Annotated in this window: 20 protein-coding genes and 1 riboswitch; of the genes, 2 read left to right on the plus strand and 18 right to left on the minus strand. The window is 65.3% G+C overall.

The features are described 5' to 3' along the window. Nucleotides 1–3: 3 nt before the first annotated feature. From BW934_RS06300 to BW934_RS06315, 4 genes are all read right to left on the minus strand, one after another. Complete coding sequence (locus BW934_RS06300) at nucleotides 4–1194, minus strand: bifunctional 3,4-dihydroxy-2-butanone-4-phosphate synthase/GTP cyclohydrolase II (protein ID WP_076346243.1); 1191 nt, start codon at nucleotides 1192–1194, stop codon at nucleotides 4–6. Between the two features lie 13 nt (nucleotides 1195–1207). Then, on the minus strand, nucleotides 1208–1858 hold the full coding sequence (locus tag BW934_RS06305) for a riboflavin synthase (RefSeq protein ID WP_076346245.1): 651 nt from the start codon (nucleotides 1856–1858) through the stop codon (nucleotides 1208–1210). 2 nt (nucleotides 1859–1860) lie between these two features. Continuing rightward, nucleotides 1861–2976, minus strand: a complete 1116-nt coding sequence (gene ribD / locus BW934_RS06310) for a bifunctional diaminohydroxyphosphoribosylaminopyrimidine deaminase/5-amino-6-(5-phosphoribosylamino)uracil reductase RibD (RefSeq protein ID WP_076346247.1) — start codon at nucleotides 2974–2976, stop codon at nucleotides 1861–1863. 105 nt (nucleotides 2977–3081) lie between these two features. Then, nucleotides 3082–3227: riboswitch (FMN riboswitch) on the minus strand. A 16-nt stretch (nucleotides 3228–3243) separates the two neighbouring features. Beyond that, the gene (locus BW934_RS06315) at nucleotides 3244–3513 is read right to left on the minus strand and encodes a hypothetical protein (protein ID WP_234969636.1); all 270 of its coding nucleotides are present in this window, start codon (nucleotides 3511–3513) and stop codon (nucleotides 3244–3246) included. A gap of 161 nt (nucleotides 3514–3674) precedes the next feature. On the opposite strand from BW934_RS06315, the gene BW934_RS06320 reads away from it, so the two are divergent. Further along, nucleotides 3675–4706: a zinc-binding alcohol dehydrogenase family protein gene (locus tag BW934_RS06320; protein ID WP_076346249.1), complete on the plus strand. Its 1032-nt coding sequence runs from the start codon at nucleotides 3675–3677 to the stop codon at nucleotides 4704–4706. A 76-nt stretch (nucleotides 4707–4782) separates the two neighbouring features. Here the strand turns inward: BW934_RS06320 and BW934_RS06325 are convergent, their stop codons facing one another. The 10 genes from BW934_RS06325 to BW934_RS06370 form a co-directional block, all read right to left on the minus strand. Next, a complete protein-coding gene (locus BW934_RS06325; protein ID WP_076346251.1) occupies nucleotides 4783–5700 on the minus strand; it encodes a DMT family transporter in 918 nt (305 codons plus the stop codon). A 74-nt stretch (nucleotides 5701–5774) separates the two neighbouring features. Then, the gene (locus BW934_RS06330; protein ID WP_076346253.1) at nucleotides 5775–6020 is read right to left on the minus strand and encodes a hypothetical protein; all 246 of its coding nucleotides are present in this window, start codon (nucleotides 6018–6020) and stop codon (nucleotides 5775–5777) included. A gap of 100 nt (nucleotides 6021–6120) precedes the next feature. After that, complete coding sequence (gene hisIE, locus BW934_RS06335; RefSeq protein ID WP_076346255.1) at nucleotides 6121–6876, minus strand: bifunctional phosphoribosyl-AMP cyclohydrolase/phosphoribosyl-ATP diphosphatase HisIE; 756 nt, start codon at nucleotides 6874–6876, stop codon at nucleotides 6121–6123. After that, nucleotides 6864–7634, minus strand: a complete 771-nt coding sequence (gene hisF / locus BW934_RS06340) for an imidazole glycerol phosphate synthase subunit HisF (RefSeq protein ID WP_076346257.1) — start codon at nucleotides 7632–7634, stop codon at nucleotides 6864–6866. Before hisF ends, hisIE begins: the two co-directional genes overlap by 13 nt. Beyond that, the gene (locus BW934_RS06345; RefSeq protein WP_076346259.1) at nucleotides 7628–8386 is read right to left on the minus strand and encodes a 1-(5-phosphoribosyl)-5-[(5-phosphoribosylamino)methylideneamino]imidazole-4-carboxamide isomerase; all 759 of its coding nucleotides are present in this window, start codon (nucleotides 8384–8386) and stop codon (nucleotides 7628–7630) included. Before BW934_RS06345 ends, hisF begins: the two co-directional genes overlap by 7 nt. Next, nucleotides 8383–9042 (minus strand): imidazole glycerol phosphate synthase subunit HisH, encoded by a 660-nt coding sequence (hisH, locus tag BW934_RS06350; protein WP_076346261.1) that lies wholly within the window; start codon nucleotides 9040–9042, stop codon nucleotides 8383–8385. The genes BW934_RS06345 and hisH overlap by 4 nt, the downstream gene beginning before the upstream one ends. Beyond that, nucleotides 9039–9644, minus strand: coding sequence for an imidazoleglycerol-phosphate dehydratase HisB (gene hisB, locus BW934_RS06355; RefSeq protein ID WP_076346263.1), 606 nt, complete (start codon nucleotides 9642–9644; stop codon nucleotides 9039–9041). The genes hisH and hisB overlap by 4 nt, the downstream gene beginning before the upstream one ends. A gap of 2 nt (nucleotides 9645–9646) precedes the next feature. Beyond that, a complete protein-coding gene (gene hisD, locus BW934_RS06360) occupies nucleotides 9647–10921 on the minus strand; it encodes a histidinol dehydrogenase (RefSeq protein ID WP_076346265.1) in 1275 nt (424 codons plus the stop codon). Further along, complete coding sequence (hisG, locus tag BW934_RS06365) at nucleotides 10911–11552, minus strand: ATP phosphoribosyltransferase (RefSeq protein ID WP_076346267.1); 642 nt, start codon at nucleotides 11550–11552, stop codon at nucleotides 10911–10913. Before hisG ends, hisD begins: the two co-directional genes overlap by 11 nt. Continuing rightward, a complete protein-coding gene (locus tag BW934_RS06370; RefSeq protein ID WP_076346269.1) occupies nucleotides 11546–12658 on the minus strand; it encodes an ATP phosphoribosyltransferase regulatory subunit in 1113 nt (370 codons plus the stop codon). The genes hisG and BW934_RS06370 overlap by 7 nt, the downstream gene beginning before the upstream one ends. Nucleotides 12659–12833: 175 nt before the next feature. Here BW934_RS06370 and BW934_RS06375 point away from each other — a divergent pair, with 175 nt between their 5' ends. After that, the gene (locus tag BW934_RS06375) at nucleotides 12834–13061 is read left to right on the plus strand and encodes a LysM peptidoglycan-binding domain-containing protein (RefSeq protein ID WP_076346271.1); all 228 of its coding nucleotides are present in this window, start codon (nucleotides 12834–12836) and stop codon (nucleotides 13059–13061) included. An 84-nt stretch (nucleotides 13062–13145) separates the two neighbouring features. Here the strand turns inward: BW934_RS06375 and ispG are convergent, their stop codons facing one another. From ispG to cyoE, 4 genes are all read right to left on the minus strand, one after another. Further along, the gene (gene ispG, locus BW934_RS06380; RefSeq protein WP_076346273.1) at nucleotides 13146–14231 is read right to left on the minus strand and encodes a flavodoxin-dependent (E)-4-hydroxy-3-methylbut-2-enyl-diphosphate synthase; all 1086 of its coding nucleotides are present in this window, start codon (nucleotides 14229–14231) and stop codon (nucleotides 13146–13148) included. 80 nt (nucleotides 14232–14311) lie between these two features. Beyond that, on the minus strand, nucleotides 14312–15445 hold the full coding sequence (locus BW934_RS06385; protein ID WP_076346275.1) for a zinc-dependent alcohol dehydrogenase family protein: 1134 nt from the start codon (nucleotides 15443–15445) through the stop codon (nucleotides 14312–14314). A gap of 36 nt (nucleotides 15446–15481) precedes the next feature. Next, the gene (locus BW934_RS06390) at nucleotides 15482–16537 is read right to left on the minus strand and encodes a zinc-dependent alcohol dehydrogenase family protein (protein ID WP_076346277.1); all 1056 of its coding nucleotides are present in this window, start codon (nucleotides 16535–16537) and stop codon (nucleotides 15482–15484) included. 182 nt (nucleotides 16538–16719) lie between these two features. Next, entirely contained in the window at nucleotides 16720–17646 is a 927-nt protein-coding gene (gene cyoE, locus BW934_RS06395) for a heme o synthase (RefSeq protein ID WP_076346279.1), read from the minus strand. Nucleotides 17647–17831 lie beyond the last annotated feature (185 nt).

Below are 17831 nucleotides of genomic sequence, written 5' to 3' on the forward strand. Positions count from 1 at the left end.
TCGTCACAGATTCAGCAAATGACCCAGCTTGTCCCGCTTGGTCCGCAGGTAACCCTCGTTGTACGGGTTGCGGTCGACCTCGAGGGGCACGCGCTCCACGACTTCAAGCCCATGCCCCGCGATACCCTTGATTTTGCGCACGTTGTTCGTCAAGAGGCGCATCTTGCGAATGCCGAGATCGCGCAGAATCTGAGCTCCAATGCCATAGTCGCGCAGGTCGTCGGCAAAGCCGAGCTTGTGGTTGGCCTCCACGGTGTCAAGCCCCTGATCCTGCAGGGCGTACGCCCGGATCTTGTTGAGCAACCCGATGCCGCGGCCTTCCTGCCGAAGATACAGGAGCACCCCTTTGCCCTCCTGCGCAATCTGGCGCAAGGCCGCGTGGAGCTGCGGACCGCAGTCGCAGCGCAGCGACCCAAAGGCGTCACCCGTGAGGCATTCAGAATGGACACGCACCAGCGTCGGCTCCCCGTCGGAGACATCGCCCATGACGAGCGCGATGTGCTCCTTGCCATCGATCTCGCTCTCGTACACGACGGCTCGAAAGTGGCCATAGGCTGTGGGCAGATCCGCCTCGGCCGCCCGCACGACGAGCTTTTCCGTCCGCTTACGGTACGCGATGAGATCTGCAATCGAGATGAGCTTGAGGCCAAACCGCTCGGCCACCTGCTCCAATTGGGGCAGGCGAGCCATGGTGCCGTCTTCGTTCAGAATTTCGCAGATCACGCCGACCTCGGGTTCACCACAGAGGCGGGCGAGATCGACCGCGGCCTCCGTGTGGCCTGCGCGGCGCAGCACGCCGCCGGGTTTCGCCACGAGCGGGAAGACGTGGCCCGGCTTACGAAAGTCGGATGGGCCGGTCTCCTCGGACACGATGGCCGCGATGGTCTCCGCTCGTTCGAAGGCGGAGATGCCCGTGTGCGTCGTGGCGAGATCGACCGAGACCGTGAAGGCGGTGCCGTAGTTGTCGGTGTTGTGCTCATACATCGCCTCGAGCCCGAGCCGTTTGGCCCGCGCCTCCGTGATGGGCACGCAGAGCAACCCGCGGCCGTGCGTGATCATGAAATTGACCAAGTCAGGCGTAGCACGGCTGCCGAGGGCGACAAAATCCCCCTCGTTCTCTCGGTCCTCGTCGTCCACCACGATCACGGCGCGCCCCTGGCGCAAATCCTCGAGCGCCTCTTCAATGCTGTTCATCGTTCACGCCCCCTTATCGCAAAAACCCGTGCCGCGCCAGAAACGCCGCATCGATTCCCCCGGATGCCTCGTGACTGCGGTAGGAAACGAGCCGCTCGACGTACTTCGCGATCACGTCGCACTCGATGTTCACCGTCTCCCCCCGGCGAATCTCGCCGAGTCGGGTGACGGACTGCGTGTGCGGAATGATGGAGACCGAGAATCGATCTCGCTCGGCGCGCATGATCGTGAGGCTCACGCCGTCGACCGCCACGGATCCCTTGTCGACCATGTAGCGAGCGAGCGAGGGATCGACTTGGATGACGAGGACGCGGGCTTCGCCCTCCGGGTACACGTCGGCCACATGGCCCACGCCGTCAATATGTCCTGTGACGATGTGCCCGCCGAACCGGGCATCCGCGCGCATGGCTCGCTCGACGTGAACGCGCTCACCGGGCTGGAGACCGCCGAGATTGGTCCGGCGCAGGGTCTCGGGGATGGCCGTCGCCGTGAATGCACCGTGACTCACGCTCTCCGCCGTGAGGCACACGCCGTTCACCGCGATGCTGTCGCCGATGTGAAGATCATCCATGAGAAACGGCGCCTCGAACGTAAACGTCGCACCGCCTGCGTGGCGAGATACAGACGCAAGGCGCGCGGTGCCTTCAACCAGACCTGTGAACATCCTCACACCTCCTCACGGTCGTGCACGTTGGCTGTGAGGACGAGATCGTCCCCAAGCCATTCGGTTCTGCAGTCCTTGAGCATCACCGCCTCCTCCATCGATCCGGTGAACACACCGGACATGGCGGAGAGGCCGCCGGCTAACAGCTTCGGCGCGAGGTACAGGCGAATTTCATTGACGAGCCTTTCTTTCAAGAGCGTTGACGCGAGCGTGGGTCCGCCCTCGATGAGGATGGCATTGACGCCCTCGGCCGCTAGGACCTGAAGTGCTGCCCGGACATCGAGGTGCCCATCCTTCTCCGCGATCGGCAGGATGCGCACATCCCCTCGTTCGGCGAGGCGCCTGGCGGACTCGCTTGCCGCCGCCCGTTCGGACGTGAGGATCAGGGTTCGACCGGGCGCGGAAAGGAGCTTCGCCGTCACTGGGGTGCGAAGCGAAGTGTCAAACACCACGCGGAGCGGCTGCCGACCACACCTCGTCCCCTCGTCGAGATTTCGCGCGGTGAGCTCCGGGTCATCCGCGAGAACGGTGCCGATCCCGACGCCGATGGCGGGAAAGAGCTGCCGCAACCGGTGCACGTCGGCACGCGCGTTTTCACCGCTCACATACTGGCTGTGTCCGCTCGACGCCGCGACATGCCCGCTCATCGTCATGGCGTACTTGAGCAACACGTACGCTCGCCCCGTGCGCACGCGGTGAAAGAAGTGCCGATTCAACTCACGAGCCTCCGCCTCAAGGACGCCCACGGTCACCTCGACGCCCGCATCGCGCAGCCGCTTCGCGCCGAGTCCCGCCGTGCGCGGGTCCACGTCGAGCACGGCGATCACGACGCGCCGAACGCCCGCCGCCAAAATGGCGTCCGTGCAAGGCGGCGTTCTGCCGTGATGATTGCACGGCTCGAGCGTCACGTAGAGCGTCGCGCCCCGCGCGTCCTCCCCCGCCATGCGAAGCGCATGCACCTCGGCGTGCGGCGTGCCCGCCATCAGATGGGCGCCCTGTCCCACGATGCGTCCCCCGTTCACGGCGATGCAACCCACCATCGGGTTGGGCGACGTCTGCCCTTCTCCCATACGCGCAACCTCAAGCGCCAAACGCATGTACCGCTCGTCCTCGGTCACGGCCGAACCCCCTCTTTGCGTAAACGAAAAGCCCCTGGGCAACCAGGGGCCGAACGGGCAAACAAGTTGGCAAGCTGCGTGAGCGCACGACGTGTGCAGACGCGCCGCCTCCTTCTTTCATCCGGACTATACCGTCGGTACTGGAATCTCACCAGTTCGTGCCTTGCGGCTCGTGGACTGACCGAATCGATGTTCGGATCACCACCGATCGGGAATTGGCCATCTGGCCTCACCCTGCCCCGAAGGATTGCGCGCAACAAGCGTGATTCAGTTCTCGCTCTCCATCATGGACGAATCGGAAGCGGATCGCAAGTCCCGGCGCCTCTGCAGATAGGCGAGCGCATACACCAGGGCAATCGCGACGAGCACCGCCGTCTGAAGGAGATCGGATGGCGCCTGTTCCACGAGCGACAGTCCGACGCCGGCCAGCGCGATGAGGGGCGGGAGTGGCCAAAGCGGCATACGAAACGGAGCTGCATCGCGGCGGCGGAGGCGGTGGACGATGGCCGACACGGCGATCAGGAGGTAGATGGTCACCAAGATCACGCCGGTAAACGTGATGAGGTTGTTGAGCGAGGTGAAGTAGCACAGAATGGCATTGCCCCCTGCGTTTTGCCTTGAACCAAAGAGAAGTGTATAACCATTTGTGAGTGAGGACTGTGAAAGGTGCCGTTCAACTCGAGGAACGACGCGGAGGGATGCGCATGGCCACGATGAAAGCCGTGGGTCTGTACCGTTACTTGCCCATTTCTGACCCTGAGAGCCTCTTGGATCTCGAAGTGGAGCGGCCCCGCCCAACCGGTCGGGATTTGCTCGTGAAAATCGAAGCGGTCTCGGTGAATCCCGTCGACACAAAAATCCGATCGCCGAAGGACAAGGTCGAATCCACGCCGAAAATTCTCGGCTTTGACGCCGCCGGGATCGTCGTGGAAACGGGGCCGGACTGCAAGTGGTTCAAGCCGGGCGACGAGGTGTTCTACGCCGGCAGCAACGTGCGACAAGGCACCAACGCCGAATACCACCTCGTCGATGAGCGCATCGTGGGGCGAAAGCCTCGGAGCCTGACGTTCGCCGAAGCGGCTGCGCTCCCGCTCACCAGCCTGACCGCATGGGAGGCCATCGAAGACAGGCTGGGCTTTTCGCTCGAGCCTGGGGCAAATCGAGGCACGTCGCTGCTCATCATTGGGGCCGCCGGCGGCGTAGGTTCGATCGCGACGCAACTCGCGCATCGGGCGGGGTTCACGGTGATTGGAACGGCATCCCGCCCGGAGACGAGGGCCTGGGCCACCGAACACGGCGCGGACCACGTCATCGACCACACGCAGCCGTTCAGGCCGCAGCTTGAAGCCATCGGCCTGTTGCACGTCGATGCCATCCTGTGTTTGAACAGCACGGATCGGCACTGGGAATCGATGGCCGACGTGATCGCTCCCCAGGGCAAGATTTGTTCCATCGTGGAGACGAGCACCTTGCTCAATCTCGAGCTTTTGTTCGGCAAGAGTGTGACCTTCGCATGGGAGCTGATGTTCACGCGCCCGCGGTATCAGACGCCAGATATGGCCCGGCAGCGCGACATCTTGAATCGCGTGGCCGATTGGGTCGATGCGGGCGAAATTCGGACGACGATGACGGAACATCTTTCGCCGATCAACGCGGAAAACCTGCGCAAGGCACACGCGAAGCTCGAGTCCGGCCGGACGATTGGAAAGATTGTGCTATCGGGATTCTGAAACCGGAAGGGAGCGGGGTCGATGCCCCGCTCCCTTCGCCATGAGGCGCCTCGAGCTTGGAACGGACGCCGACGCGTCACATGGGCGTGCGCTCCGCTTCCGACACGGGCACGCGCTCCGTGGCCCTGCGATGCTGACCGAGAAAGAGGGCCAAGAGGATCATCGCGCCGCCCAAGTAAAAGAGTGCGGACGGGCGTTCGCCGGTCACGGCGATCGAAATCAGCACACCGAACACCGGTTGCATGTATAGCGTAATGGCGGCACTTGCCACGTCATGGTCCTGGAGAACGAGGATCCAAATGAGATAGGCGACGGCGGTCGCAAAAAATGCCAAGAACACGAGGCTGATGAGGCTGGCCGCCGCGACGTGGTGCGGCCAGGGGTGGCCTGTCCACAGATAGACGGGGACACAGCCGAGACCTGCCACGAAGAGCATGATGGACGTGGCCCCACCAGCTGAGACGTCCGCCGTGAGCCGACCTGAGATGGCGTTGTAAATCGCGTAACAGGTCACGGCCCCGAGCATGAGCAAATCGCCAAGAAGATAGCCGGCGAATCCGGGGCGCGGGCATCCCGCCACCACCCAGGCGCCGACAGCGGCGAGCAGCATGGCAAACCATCGGCGCGGGCCGAGAGGCGTGCGAAAGACGATGGCCGAGATCGCCAGCGTCAAAAGCGGCTCGAGCGCAATGGATACCGCGCCGAGCGCGGGCGAAGACACGTGGATCCCTTCGGTCTCCATGGTGACAGGCACCGTAAAGCCCAGCAGCCCGAGGATGGAGATGCGCAGCACCTTGCTCCACGTCCAGCCCCCTTGGCGCACGTCGCGCAGCACAAACGGGGACAGCACGGCGCCGCCGATGATCATGCGCGCCATCACGATAAACGGCGGCGAAAAGCTGCGAGCGGCAAGCGCCGTCGCTGAAAAACTCCCAGACCACATCAGGTTGGCAAACGCGAGAAGCGCGAACAAAGCCCACTTCGGAATCCGCAACGAGCCGGCCTCCCCTCCGTAGCTATGCTACGTCGAGCGACCGGCTCAACTCAACCCGCCATGTCTGCCGAATCTCACGCGCGCCGGAACATCGTGGGTCCCCTTCGCGAACGCGGCAAGGGACGCCCCTGGCGCTCGAACACCAAGTAGTGATCGGTGACAAAGCTCAGCCGATAGCCGCGCCGCTCGAGTTTGCGCGCCACATCGCCAAGGGTCATGCCGAGGAAATCGGCGATGACGACGTTCTCATCCGAACTGCTTCCGGCGTTGACCACGATTTCGGCGCTGCCTGTCACGAGCGGATGTAGGATCACCACCATCTTTTCCACCTCCATGCTGTATCCAATGCATGAAGGAGGCTCATGGTGTGTATCCCCCAGGGCGCGCCACTCGGGCCTCGCCCGTCATGCCCGTCATCCGTTACGCCCGCTCCTCAAGCACCTGCCACACGTCCGCCGGATCGATGCCTAGATGGCGCCAGAGGACGAACAAGTGGTACAGGAGGTCCGCGGACTCGGCCGCCACTTCCCGCGCGGCGGCCGCGTCCCGCTCGGCCTTCAGGCCTGCAAGCGCCACCTCGACCCCTTCTTCGCCGATTTTCTTACCGATCCGCTCTGCGCCCTGCGCAAACAGGTAGGTCGTGTAACTGCCGTCTGGACGCTCCTGATGCCGCCGCTCGATCACGCCCCACAGCCGCTCGAGCGCCCCGGCGTCCCATTCCCCCCTGCTCACCTCAGCGCGTGCGCCATCGGCTGGCGCCTCGCCTTCCTCGCCCCCCTCCGCTGACGCGGTGCGCATACCCTCCGCCTCGGCGCCTGGGTTCGGGTCCGCATCCGGCACCACGCGGCGATAGAAACAGCTCCCTTCCCCCGTGTGACACGCGGGGCCTTCTGGAATCACGCGGTACAAGACGGTGTCGCCGTCGCAGTCCGTGCGCACCTCGACGACGCGCTGCACGTTGCCGGACGTTTCGCCTTTTCGCCAATACGCCCTTCTCGAGCGGCTCCAATACCAAGCGTAGCCCGTGGCGAGCGTCCGCTTGATCGCCTCGCGATCGGCGTAGGCCACCATCAGCACCTCGTTCGTATTCGCGTCCTGACACACCACGGGCACAAGCCCTGTCTGAGCGTCGTACCGGACGCGTGCGAGCTTGACATCCTCTTTCACGCCGGCCACCGCACAGGAACCCCCTTTTCGCGCAGGTACGCCTTCAGCTCCGGAATGGCGATCTCGCCGAAGTGAAACACGCTCGCGGCGAGCGCCGCATCCGCGCCGCCTTGCGTCAAGACCTCCGCGAAGTGTTCCATCGATCCGGCCCCGCCGCTCGCGATGACGGGCACGCGCACCGCGTCGGCGACACGGCGGGTGAGTTCGAGATCGTAGCCCTGTTTCGTGCCGTCCTGGCGAAAGCTCGTCAACAAGATTTCGCCCGCCCCAAGCTGAGCGGCTCGCTTGGCCCATTCGATGGCGTCCGTGCCTGTGCCGACCTTGCCGCCCTGCAACATGACCTCGTAGCGCCCGAGAGACTCGTTCCACCGCGCGTCAATGGCCACCACGACGCACTGTTCGCCAAAGCGTCGCGCCGACTCCTCGATGAGTCGGTGATTCCGGTACGCGCCCGTGTTCATCGAGACTTTGTCCGCCCCCGAGAGGAGAAGCCTGCGCACGTCCTCCACCGTCGAGACGCCCCCGCCGACGGTGAGCGGCACACGGACCTCTGCGGCCACCTGTTCGACGACGCGCAGCATGGCGAGGCGCCCTTCGCTGGAAGCCGAGATGTCGAGCAGCACCAGCTCGTCCGCACCCTGCCGGCAATACGCCTCCGCCAGCGCAACCGGATCGCCCGCGTCGCGCCGGTTTTCCAAGAAGCTGACGTGTTTGACCACGCGGCCGTCGAGCACGTCGAAACACGGGATAATCCGCTTGGTCAGCATGTGCCTTCCTCCTCATCCTGCGCCAGGCGGCGGAAAAGCTCGACGAGGTCGATCCGGCCGTCGTGGAGCGCCTTGCCGACGACAGCCCCCGCGAGGCCAGCTCGCTTGGCGGCCAGGACGTCCTCGACGGAGCCGACGCCTCCCGATGCGATGGCCAACAGCCCAGCGCGCTGCACGCCCAGAGCGACCTCCAGGTTCGGACCAGCGCCCGTGCCGTCGCGGTCCACGTCCGTGACGAGCGCCTGGACCAGGCCCACCTTGGCCAGCTCGCGGGCGAGATCGTAGATGGACCACTCGGTCTGTTCAAGCCACCCGGAGACGAGAAGCCGCCCGTTGCGCCCGTCGAGGCCGGCGACAAGCCGGTGCCCACCGAACTCCGACGCCCATTCGGCGACGCGCTCCACGTCCCGGACGGCCGTGCCGATCACGACGCGCTCCGCGCCCGCCTCGAGCCACCTCGCGATGGCGTCGCGCGTCCGGATGCCGCCGCCCACCTGGACGCAGGCGCCGTACGAGGCCGCGGTGTCGACGATGGCGCGCACGACCGGCTCGTTCGCGCCCTGGCCCGAGCGCGCCGCGTCGAGATCGACCACGTGCAGAAATCGAGCGCCCGCTTCGCACAGGCCGGCGGCCACGCGTTCGGGCCGACCTTCGTAGCGCGTCACCTGCGCATAATCCCCTTGGCGCAGCCGCACGATTTCGCCGCCCAGGAGATCGATGGCAGGGTACACGGTGAACGTCAACCGGTTCATGGGCGCACCCCCTCGATGAGCGCTGGATGGGCCGCGATGCGCAGGAAGTTGGCCAGCATCCGCTCGCCCACGTCCCCGCTCTTCTCCGGGTGAAACTGCGTGCCCATCACCCGCCCCCGCGCCACCACGGCCGGCACCTGGACCCCAGCGTACTGTGCACTCGCGATCACGTCTTCGCGCCGCGCGGCCACGGCGTAGTAGGAGTGGACGAAGTAAACGTAGTCTCCCTGCCGGACGCCGCGAAGAAGCGGGTGCTCCGGCGCGTGCAGCTCGAGGCTGTTCCAGCCCATGTGCGGCACCTTCGCGCCCTCCGGAAAGCGGACGACGCGGCCTTGCACAAGGTCCAAGCCGCGAAAGCTGCCATGTTCCTCGGACGAGGTGAACAACAGCTGCATCCCGAGGCAGATCCCGAGAAGCGGAATGGACTTGGCGACCGCGTCCGCCACCACTTCGCGCAGGCCGCGGGCCTGCATCTGGCTCATGGCGTCGCCAAACGCGCCGACGCCGGGCAGAATGACGCCCTTCACCTCGCCTCTGCCCAGGGCGTCCTCCCACGCTTGCCGCGAGTCGACGACCTCGCCCACCGCACCTGCGCGGCGCAGCCCACCGAGCACGCTGTGAAGATTGCCGACGCCGGGATCGAGCACGATGATCATTCGAGCACCCCCTTGCTGCTTGGCACGCCGCCTCCCGTCTCCTCCACCGCCTCGCGAAGCGCCTGGCCGAAGGCCTTGAACAAGGCCTCCGCCATGTGGTGATTGTTCTCGCCGTAGAGCACGGCAAGGTGGAGCGCCATCCGCGCCTCGTTGGCCACCGATTTGAAGAATTCGTGGACGAGCTCCGTGGGAAAGGTGCCGATGCGTGCGTCCGTGAACTGGGCCTTCAGGACGAACGCCGGGCGGCCCGATAGGTCGATCACGGCGCGCGCGAGCGTCTCATCCATGGGCACATGGCGCTCGCCGTAGCGGCGGATGCCCACCTTGTCGCCGAGGGCCTCGCGAATGGCGCGGCCCAGGCACAGCCCGATGTCTTCGACGAGATGGTGATCGTCCACTTCCACATCGCCTGTCGCCGAGACGGTGAGATCGAAAGACCCGTGCACTGCGAATACATGCAGCATGTGGCGCAAAAAGTGGACAGGGAAGTCCAGCGATGCGCGACCCTGGCCGTGCAGATGGATGGACAGGCGCACGGACGTCTCGCCGGTCTCACGCTCCACAGCGGCATGAAAGGTGGGCCGTTTGCTCTCCATGGTCATCCTCATTCCTCCCTGCGGATGCGCACCGCTTCCCGGTGAGCCGTGAGCGCCTCAGCGTCCGCCAACACCTCGATGTACGGCGCATGGCGCGCGAGCGTCTCGGCGCTGTAGGCAGCGACCGTCATGCGGCGCAGAAAGTCGATGGTGCCAAGGCCGCTCGAGAAACGCGCACTGCCATGCGTGGGCAGAACGTGGTTCGTCCCGGCAAAATAATCGCCGACCGGCTCCGGCGTGTACGGCCCCAGAAACACGGCGCCGGCCGTGGACAGATGTCGAAGCAGAGCCCGCGGATCGCGCGTCATGATTTCCACGTGCTCGGGCGCCATGTCGTTGACGAGATCCAGCGCATGTTCGAGGCTCCGCACGTGGACGAGCGCCCCGTGCCTTTGGAGCGCTTCCCGGGCGATCTCGGCGCGAGGCAAGCGCGCGACTTGCGCCACGATCTCCTCATGCACCCGCTCGAGCAACGCCCGCGACGGCGACAGGCACACCGCCCCCGCCTCGACGTCGTGTTCCGCCTGCGCGAGCATGTCCGCCGCCACGTACGCCGGATTCGCCGAATCGTCCGCAACCACCACCACCTCGGTGGGTCCGGCAATGCTGTCGATCCCGACGTCGCCCATCACCATCCGCTTGGCCGTCGCCACGTACAGGTTGCCTGGCCCGACGATCTTGTCCACCCGCCTGATGGTCTGCGTGCCGTAGGCAAGCGCCGCGATGGCCTGCGCGCCGCCGACGGCGTACATCTCCTCGACGCCGACGAGGTGCGCCGCGGCGAGGACGGCCGGATGGGGAAGCCCGTTTGGCCCGGGCGGAGAGACGAGCGCGATGGAGCGCACGCCCGCCACCTGCGCCGGAATCACGTCCATCAGGACGGTCGACGGATACGCCGCTCGCCCGCCGGGCGCATACACGCCGACGCGGTGGATGGGCCGCCACACCATTTCCAGCGTCTCCCCGTCCTCGCCCTGCACCAGCAGATCCTCGGGCCGCTGCGCCTCGTGAAACCGCCTGATCCGGTCCGCCGCGCGCGCGAGCGCCTCCCTGAGCTCCGGAGCGAGGCCGCGAAATGCCGCCTCCATCGCCTCCTGCGGCACGCGAAGCGGCGCGTCGACGCCGTCCAACGCCTGCGTGAGGCGTCTCAGCGCATCATCGCCGCCCGCGCGCACCTCTTCCACGATCCGCGCCACCTTCGCCCAAACGTCCGCGCCGCCCCCCGTCGCACGCTCCCAGGCGAAGGCATCCTGTTCGATCACGTCCACCCGATCAAGGCGCATGTCCATTCCTCCTCGCGGCGGCCGCCTCGAGCGCATGGAGGCAAGCCGAAATTTCGGCGTGTTTCATTCGATAGCTCGATCGATTGGCGACAAGCCTCGCGGAGATGTCGAGCACCTCGTCGAACACGACCAACCCGTTCGCCCGCAACGTCTCCCCGGTCTGGACGAGATCGAAGATGCGGTCCGTGAGCCCGATCACGCTCGCCAGCTCGATGGACCCGGCGAGTGGCACAATTTCCACCTGATGGCCTTGGCTGCGAAAGTAGCGGTCGGCGAGCTTCGGATACTTCGTCGCGACGCGCCTCGGGGCGTGGCGCCGCTCCTCCTCGCGCCCGGCGACGCAGAGCTTGCAGCGGGCCACGCCGAGATCGAAGAGCTCGTACATCTCGCGCTCTTGTTCGAGCAGGATGTCGTTGCCGACCACGCCGAGATCGGCCACGCCATAGGCGACGTAGGTCGGCACGTCGGCCGGTTTCGCGAGGAGATAGCGCAGGGAAGCGTCGCGCCACGGGATTTCGAAGACGAGCGCGCGGCTTTCGTCCCAGTCGCGCGGATAGGCAATGCCGGCCTCTTCCCAAAGGGGCACCACATCGTCCAACGTGCGGCCCTTGGCCATCGCGACGGTCAACATGCGCTTCCCTCCTGTTCCTGGGCCTCGAGGACGGCCATGACGCGCTCCACCTCGAACGCGAAGCCGATGGCCGGGGCGCCTGCGCCAAACTGAGCCAACAGCTCGTCATACCGCCCGCCCTGCGCGATGGGCGCACCCACGCCCGGCGCAAACATCTCGAAGACGACCCCCGTGTAGTAGTCGAGCTCGCGATGGAGCGCGAGGTCGAACGTGATGACGTCGGCGGCGAGGCCCGACGCCGCAAGCGCGTCGGCCAAGCGGCAGAGGTACTGCCAAGCCTCCCGGACGTCCAAAGCCGCGCTCGAATCGCGCGCCGTGTTCAACAGGGCTTCGAGCTCGGCGGCCGACGCCTCGCGCGGGCGCTTTGCCGACTCGAACTCCGCAGGCGACCACGCGAGCAGATGCGCAAGGAGATCCTCGTCCTTCGCCGCGTGACGCTGCCAGAGCTCGCGGAACTGGACGTAGTTGCCGCTCGTCAGGCAGCTTTGCAGCGCGCGGCTCGCGGAATGGGGCACGCCCAGCGCGTCCAACAGGCGCGGCACGAATCGGGCGTGACTGACGACAATCCGGTGATTTCTGACGCCCGCCGCGGCGCTCGCCGCGTGCAACAGGCGCAACACCTCCATGTCCACCTCGACGCTCGCCTCGTCGCCAATGCGTTCGATGCCGACCTGCGTCGACTCCGCCGCCTTGCCGCTCGCCCACGACAGCGAGGCCGGATCGTCCGTGCGGCGGTACACCCGCTCACAGTAACACCACCGGATAGGTGCCCGCATGGCAGCGACGCGCGGGGCCGCCATGCGGGCGATGGAGGGCGTCATCTCCGGGCGAAGGGCCACGGCGTGTCCCCCTCCATCGAACAGCCGGATCCAGTCGCGGCTGGACTCTGGCGATCTCGCCCTGAGCAACGTGTCCACATATTCGAACAGCCCGCTCGTGACGGGCTCATAGCCCGCTTCCTCGACAAACGAGAGAAGGCGGCTCTCCACCGCCCTGCGGCGCTTGGCAAAATCGGGATACCCGTCCTGCATCCCTGGCGGGCGATCCGCAAACCCGCGGACCGCCTGCCACGCCTGTGCGCCCCACACGCTTCCCGTGACATCCATGCGTCGTAAGCCTCCACGCCATCTGCGCCAACCGGCGCTCTTTACTTCGCTAATATGATAAAGCAAGCATATCGGACGAGAGCCTCGAATGCAACTGGTTCTAGGCTTCCATCCTCGGCACGTCCCGGCACATGCGCATACCGTGGAATGAACCCCAACAGGAGGAGGAGTGACCATGGTCAAGTACATCGTGCAACCGGGGGATACGCTCGGCAACATCGCGGTCAAATACGACACGACGGTTTCGGCCATCGTCCGGGCCAACGGCATCAAAAACCCCAACATGATTTACCCTGGCCAGGTGCTGAAGATTCCGAGCAAGCACTACGAGGACGTCAAGTCGGGATCGTCCCACTACGGCATGCACGGCCACATGCATTCGCACCACAAGAGCTGGTACTGAGCTCTGCGGATGCACCGGCGAGCCGCCGGAAGACAAACGGCGCGCCCGCCTGCCGCACATCGCGACAGTTGGGCGCGCCTTCGCTCACCAAATGGAACCTGTCTCCGCGTATCGCTTCGCCATGGTGTCAATTTCTTTCTTGAGCTCCGTCAGGAGGTCCGCCTCAGGAATCTTGCGCACGACCTGCCCCTTCCGGAACAACAGCCCCTCGCCGCGCGCACCCGCGATGCCAATGTCCGCCTCGCGCGCCTCGCCCGGGCCATTGACCGCGCAGCCCAAGACCGAGACCTTGATGGGCGCACGGATGTTCTGCACGTAGTCCTCGAGCTCGTTCACGATGCTGATGAGATCGATGTCGATCCGCCCGCACGTCGGACACGACACGATGGTCACCGCATCGGACACGATGTGAAATACCTTCAACAGCTCGCGCGCGACCTTCACTTCTTCAACCGGGTCCGCCGAGAGCGATACCCGGATGGTGTTGCCAATCCCCATGTGCAACAAGGTCCCGAGACCTGCGGCGCTCTTGATGGTGCCGCCAAACATTGTGCCCGACTCGGTGATGCCGAGATGCAGCGGGTAGCGGAAGCGCTCCGCGGCCAGCCGATACGCCTCAATCGCGAGCGGCACGTCCGAGGCCTTCATCGAAATGACGATGTCGTCGAAGTCGAGGTCCTCGAGGATTTTCACGTGGTGTTCCGCGCTCTCGAGCATGCCCTCCGCGGTCGGATAGCCGTAGCGCTCGAGGATATGTTTCTCGAGCGAACCCGCGTTCACCCCAATGCGGATGGGAATTCCGCGCTCCTTGCACGCTTTGACGACTTCCTCGACCTTCTCGCGCTTCCCGATGTTGCCCGGGTTGATGCGCACCTTGTCGACGCCGTTCTTGATGGCTTCGAGCGCGAGCCGATGGTCGAAGTGGATATCTGCGACAAGCGGAATATGGATCTGCCGCTTGATTTCCTTGATAGCCTCAGCAGCCTCGCGGTTATTGACCGTCACGCGGACGACCTGGCAGCCCGCGTCTTCCAGGCGGTGAATCTGCTCCACCGTCGCCTTGACGTCCGCCGTCTTGGTCGTCGTCATGCTCTGCACAATGACCTGATCATTTCCGCCGATCACGACGTCGCCGACGCGAACCGGCTTCGTCTCCCAGCGACGATACATACTCTCGTCTCCCCGCTACTTGATGAGGTCCCAAGACGGATCTTACCGAACGTGAGCCCGTCCTTCAACCAATACGCGGATCAGGCGCCCGGCATGCGCACGACGATGCGCACCGCCTCCCCCGCGGCGAGGCGGTCAAACCCCTCGTTGATGGCGTCGAGATCGATCACGTCGGTAATCAGCTGGTCGACGGGGAGCTTGCCCTGCTGAAACAGGGCGATAAAGCGCGGGATGTCGCGAGACGGAATGCAGCTGCCCACGTACGAGCCCCGGATGGTGCGCTCCTCGGCGGCCAGAAGCACCTGCGGCACGCGCCACTCGTGACTGGGGTGAGGCAGCCCCGTCGTGACCGTGGTCCCACCTCGCCGCGTCACCGCAAAGGCCGTTCGCATGGCCGCCACGGCGCCCGCGGTCTCGAACACGTACTCCAGGCCGCCCGCCGAGTCCGCGCGCACCTGGTCGATGACCGCGGGATCGCGCGCGTCGTACACGTGGGTCGCGCCGAGCTTCCGCGCAAACGCGAGCTTTTCGGGATTCACATCGATGGCGGCGATTAGCCTGGCCGACGAGGCCACCGCGCCGAGGAGCGCCGCGAGGCCGACGCCGCCAAGCCCGACGATGCCCACGGACGCACCCACAGGAACGCGCGCCGTGTTGACGACCGCGCCGACCCCCGTCATGACCGCGCAGCCAAACAGCGCCGCGTGCTCAAACGGCAGCGATGGATCGATTTTCACGAGCGAGCGGCGCGAGACGACGGCGTACTCGCTGAAGGCGGAGACGCCGAGGTGGTGATGAATGAGCTCTCCGCGAAGGCTCAGCCTCCGCGCGCCGGAGAGCAGCGTGCCGCGGGCATTCGCCTCGGCGCCCGGTTCACACAGCGCCGGGCGGCCCTCCTGACAGGGTCCACAGTGGCCGCAGCTTGGGACAAAGGCGCAGACGACGTGATCGCCCGGGACAAGGTCCGTCACCCCTTCCCCGAGTTCCACCACCTCGCCCGCTGCCTCGTGGCCCAGCGCCATGGGCATCGGCCGCGGCCGGGCGCCCTCGATGACCGACAGGTCCGAATGACACAACCCGGCGGCCCGGACGCGGATGAGCACCTCGCCTGGCCCGGGCGGCGCGAGGTCGAGCGTCTCCAGGCGAAGCGGTTTCGTCGAGCGATAGGGCGGCTTTGCCCCCATTTCCATGAGCACGGCGGCTCGAGTCTGCACGGTCGTCCCTCCCATTCACGCGCCGTTGGCGCCGATTCACGCGAACGACGTGATCACGTTGAAGCCCTTGGTCTGAAACTGGATCATGCGCTCAAACACGTCGTTGATCTCGGCGAGGCGCACCTCGCGCTCCACGAGGGCCTTCGGCCTGAGCCTGCCGGCCGCAATCAGCTGGAGCAAGCCGTCAAACGCCACGTGCGGGTTGCCAAAACTCCCGATGAACTCGATCTCGGCCGTCGTCATGATGTCGACAGGCAGCGCGACCATCCCCTGTTCGGCGGCCGACGTCAACCCCACCTGGACATGGCGCCCGCCTTTGCGCAAGCAGCGAACGGAGTTGAACACCGTCTCCGCGAGCCCGAGCGCGTCGATGCTCACGTGTGCGCCGCCTTTGGTGACCTGCTTGATGGCCTTGAACACCCGCTCCTCGCGGCGGCTGTTGATGGTGACCGAAGCGCCTTCCACTTTCGCCTTCTCCAGCTTTTCGTCGTCGATGTCCACCGCGATGACCTGAGCGCCGAGGGCATGCGCCGTCTGAATGGCCGAGAGACCGACGCCGCCCGCCCCGTGCACCGCGACCCACTCGCCCGGCTGCACGCGGCCGCGGATAACCGCGTGGAAGCCCGTCATGTAGCGGCAGCCCATCGCAGCGGCCGTGACAAAGTCGATCTCGTCTGGCAAGCGGATCAGGTTAAAGTCCGCGTTGGGGACCCGCACGTACTCCGCAAAGCACCCGTCGTACGTGGCACCGTAGAAGCCGAACTCGTCGCACAGGTTGGAGCGCCCAGCCTGACACTGCGGACAGCGCCCGCAGCCGTTGTGGAACGGGACCGTGACGCGATCGCCTTCCCGAAACCGCCGGACGCTCGACCCGACGGCCACAACCTCGCCGCCGAACTCGTGCCCGAGCGTGACGGGCAGCTGTGGTCGAATCCCGACCCAGGCGAGCTCCCCTTGCCAGATGTGGACGTCACTGCGGCAGACCCCCGCGGCTCGAACGCGCACGATCGCGTCTTCCGGGCCAGGGGCGGGATCGGACACCGTCTCGATGACAAAGGGCGTGCGAAACGCGAGCAGGCGCGCAGCTTTCATGTGTGCAACATCCTTTCACAAGTGAAATCCAAGAAACCCATCCAGAGCGCCGCGCCGGTGTGCGACCAGGGCGCGCACGTCGTAACCGTTTACACCTCTAGCAAACCGGAGTCTCACCGGCCTGTCAATACGAGAAAGCCCCTGCGGGCCTGTGTTCGGCCGCAGAGGCTTTCGGAACACGCTCAGATGATGGACACCGACAGGACCGAGACGATGCAGAGCGCCGTCAGGTAAATGAGCGAGAAGCGGAAGACCTGGTTGGCCCAAGCCATATCCTTGTCGGGCGGGGTGAAAAGGCCCTTGACCGCCAAGTACAAGAACCAGATGCCAAGCGCACCCATGACAATGAAGTACAGCCAACCTTCGGCTCCGAGCACCGTCAGCATCAGGGAGACCGGCACCATGGCGGCCGTATAGATGACGATTTGCCGCTTCGTCTCGCGGAAGCCGCGAACCACAGGCAGCATGGGGACGCCTGCCGCGCGGTAATCCTCGGTCTTTTTCATGGCGAGCGGAAGGAAGTGCGGCGGCTGCCACAAAAAGAACGTGAAAAACAAGCACCAAGCGGCCAGCGAGAGCGAACCCCCGCTCCCGGCCACCCAGCCGATGAGCGGCGGCATGGCGCCCGACACGCCGCCAAGCACCGTGTTGAGCGTGGTGTGGCGCTTGAACCACACCGTGTACAGATACGAATACACGAACAGGCCGACGAACGCGCACAAAGCCGACTGCCAGTTGACGCCCACGAGCAAGATGACGAGGCCCAAAGCGCTCATCCCAAGGCCTATGGCAAGCGCTGCGCCCGGATGGACCTTGCCGCGCGCGACGGCGCGCATCTTGGTCCGCGGCATGCGCTGGTCGATGTCGCGATCGTAAAAGTTGTTGAGCGCTGCGCCGCCAGCCACCACGAACATCGTGCCAAGCAGCGTGAGCAACATGATTGCAAGGGGCGGATGACCGGCGGAGGCCACCCACAAGCCCGCAAAGGTCGCCATCAGATTGGCGATGGTGATGCCCCACTTCATGATCGATAAGTAATCGCGAAGCGTAGCCCGCGCGGACTCGACACCTTTGGGCGGTTCTTGATACACTACGCCGTTTGCTTGCAACGGATCATCACATCCTTCGCCATCAGGCCGCGAATGCCGCCTATCGCCGCGCGTTGCGGTGGTTTCCGCTCACTATGTTTGCAAAGCGAACGGCGAAATACAATGGTTGGGCGCCATTTGTCATCCAACTGACATACTTCGATCCCTAAAAAGACACAGATTGCAGTATAGCCCCCGAGGGCCTT

The sequence above is a fragment of the Alicyclobacillus vulcanalis genome, assembly GCF_900156755.1.
Taxonomy (GTDB): Bacteria; Bacillota; Bacilli; order Alicyclobacillales; family Alicyclobacillaceae; genus Alicyclobacillus; species Alicyclobacillus vulcanalis.

What these genes read in the sequence shown, in the direction of transcription:
- BW934_RS06300 (WP_076346243.1), bottom strand. Translation starts at nt 1,194, where the DNA reads ATGAACAGCATTGAAGAGGCGCTCGAGGATTTGCGCCAGGGGCGCGCC.
- BW934_RS06305 (WP_076346245.1), bottom strand. Translation starts at nt 1,858, where the DNA reads ATGTTCACAGGTCTGGTTGAAGGCACCGCGCGCCTTGCGTCTGTATCT.
- BW934_RS06320 (WP_076346249.1), top strand. Translation starts at nt 3,675, where the DNA reads ATGCGCATGGCCACGATGAAAGCCGTGGGTCTGTACCGTTACTTGCCC.
- BW934_RS06330 (WP_076346253.1), bottom strand. Translation starts at nt 6,020, where the DNA reads ATGGTGGTGATCCTACATCCGCTCGTGACAGGCAGCGCCGAAATCGTG.
- hisF (WP_076346257.1), bottom strand. Translation starts at nt 7,634, where the DNA reads ATGCTGACCAAGCGGATTATCCCGTGTTTCGACGTGCTCGACGGCCGC.
- BW934_RS06345 (WP_076346259.1), bottom strand. Translation starts at nt 8,386, where the DNA reads ATGAACCGGTTGACGTTCACCGTGTACCCTGCCATCGATCTCCTGGGC.
- hisH (WP_076346261.1), bottom strand. Translation starts at nt 9,042, where the DNA reads ATGATCATCGTGCTCGATCCCGGCGTCGGCAATCTTCACAGCGTGCTC.
- hisB (WP_076346263.1), bottom strand. Translation starts at nt 9,644, where the DNA reads ATGACCATGGAGAGCAAACGGCCCACCTTTCATGCCGCTGTGGAGCGT.
- hisD (WP_076346265.1), bottom strand. Translation starts at nt 10,921, where the DNA reads ATGCGCCTTGATCGGGTGGACGTGATCGAACAGGATGCCTTCGCCTGG.
- hisG (WP_076346267.1), bottom strand. Translation starts at nt 11,552, where the DNA reads ATGTTGACCGTCGCGATGGCCAAGGGCCGCACGTTGGACGATGTGGTG.
- BW934_RS06370 (WP_076346269.1), bottom strand. Translation starts at nt 12,658, where the DNA reads ATGGATGTCACGGGAAGCGTGTGGGGCGCACAGGCGTGGCAGGCGGTC.
- BW934_RS06375 (WP_076346271.1), top strand. Translation starts at nt 12,834, where the DNA reads ATGGTCAAGTACATCGTGCAACCGGGGGATACGCTCGGCAACATCGCG.
- ispG (WP_076346273.1), bottom strand. Translation starts at nt 14,231, where the DNA reads ATGTATCGTCGCTGGGAGACGAAGCCGGTTCGCGTCGGCGACGTCGTG.
- BW934_RS06390 (WP_076346277.1), bottom strand. Translation starts at nt 16,537, where the DNA reads ATGAAAGCTGCGCGCCTGCTCGCGTTTCGCACGCCCTTTGTCATCGAG.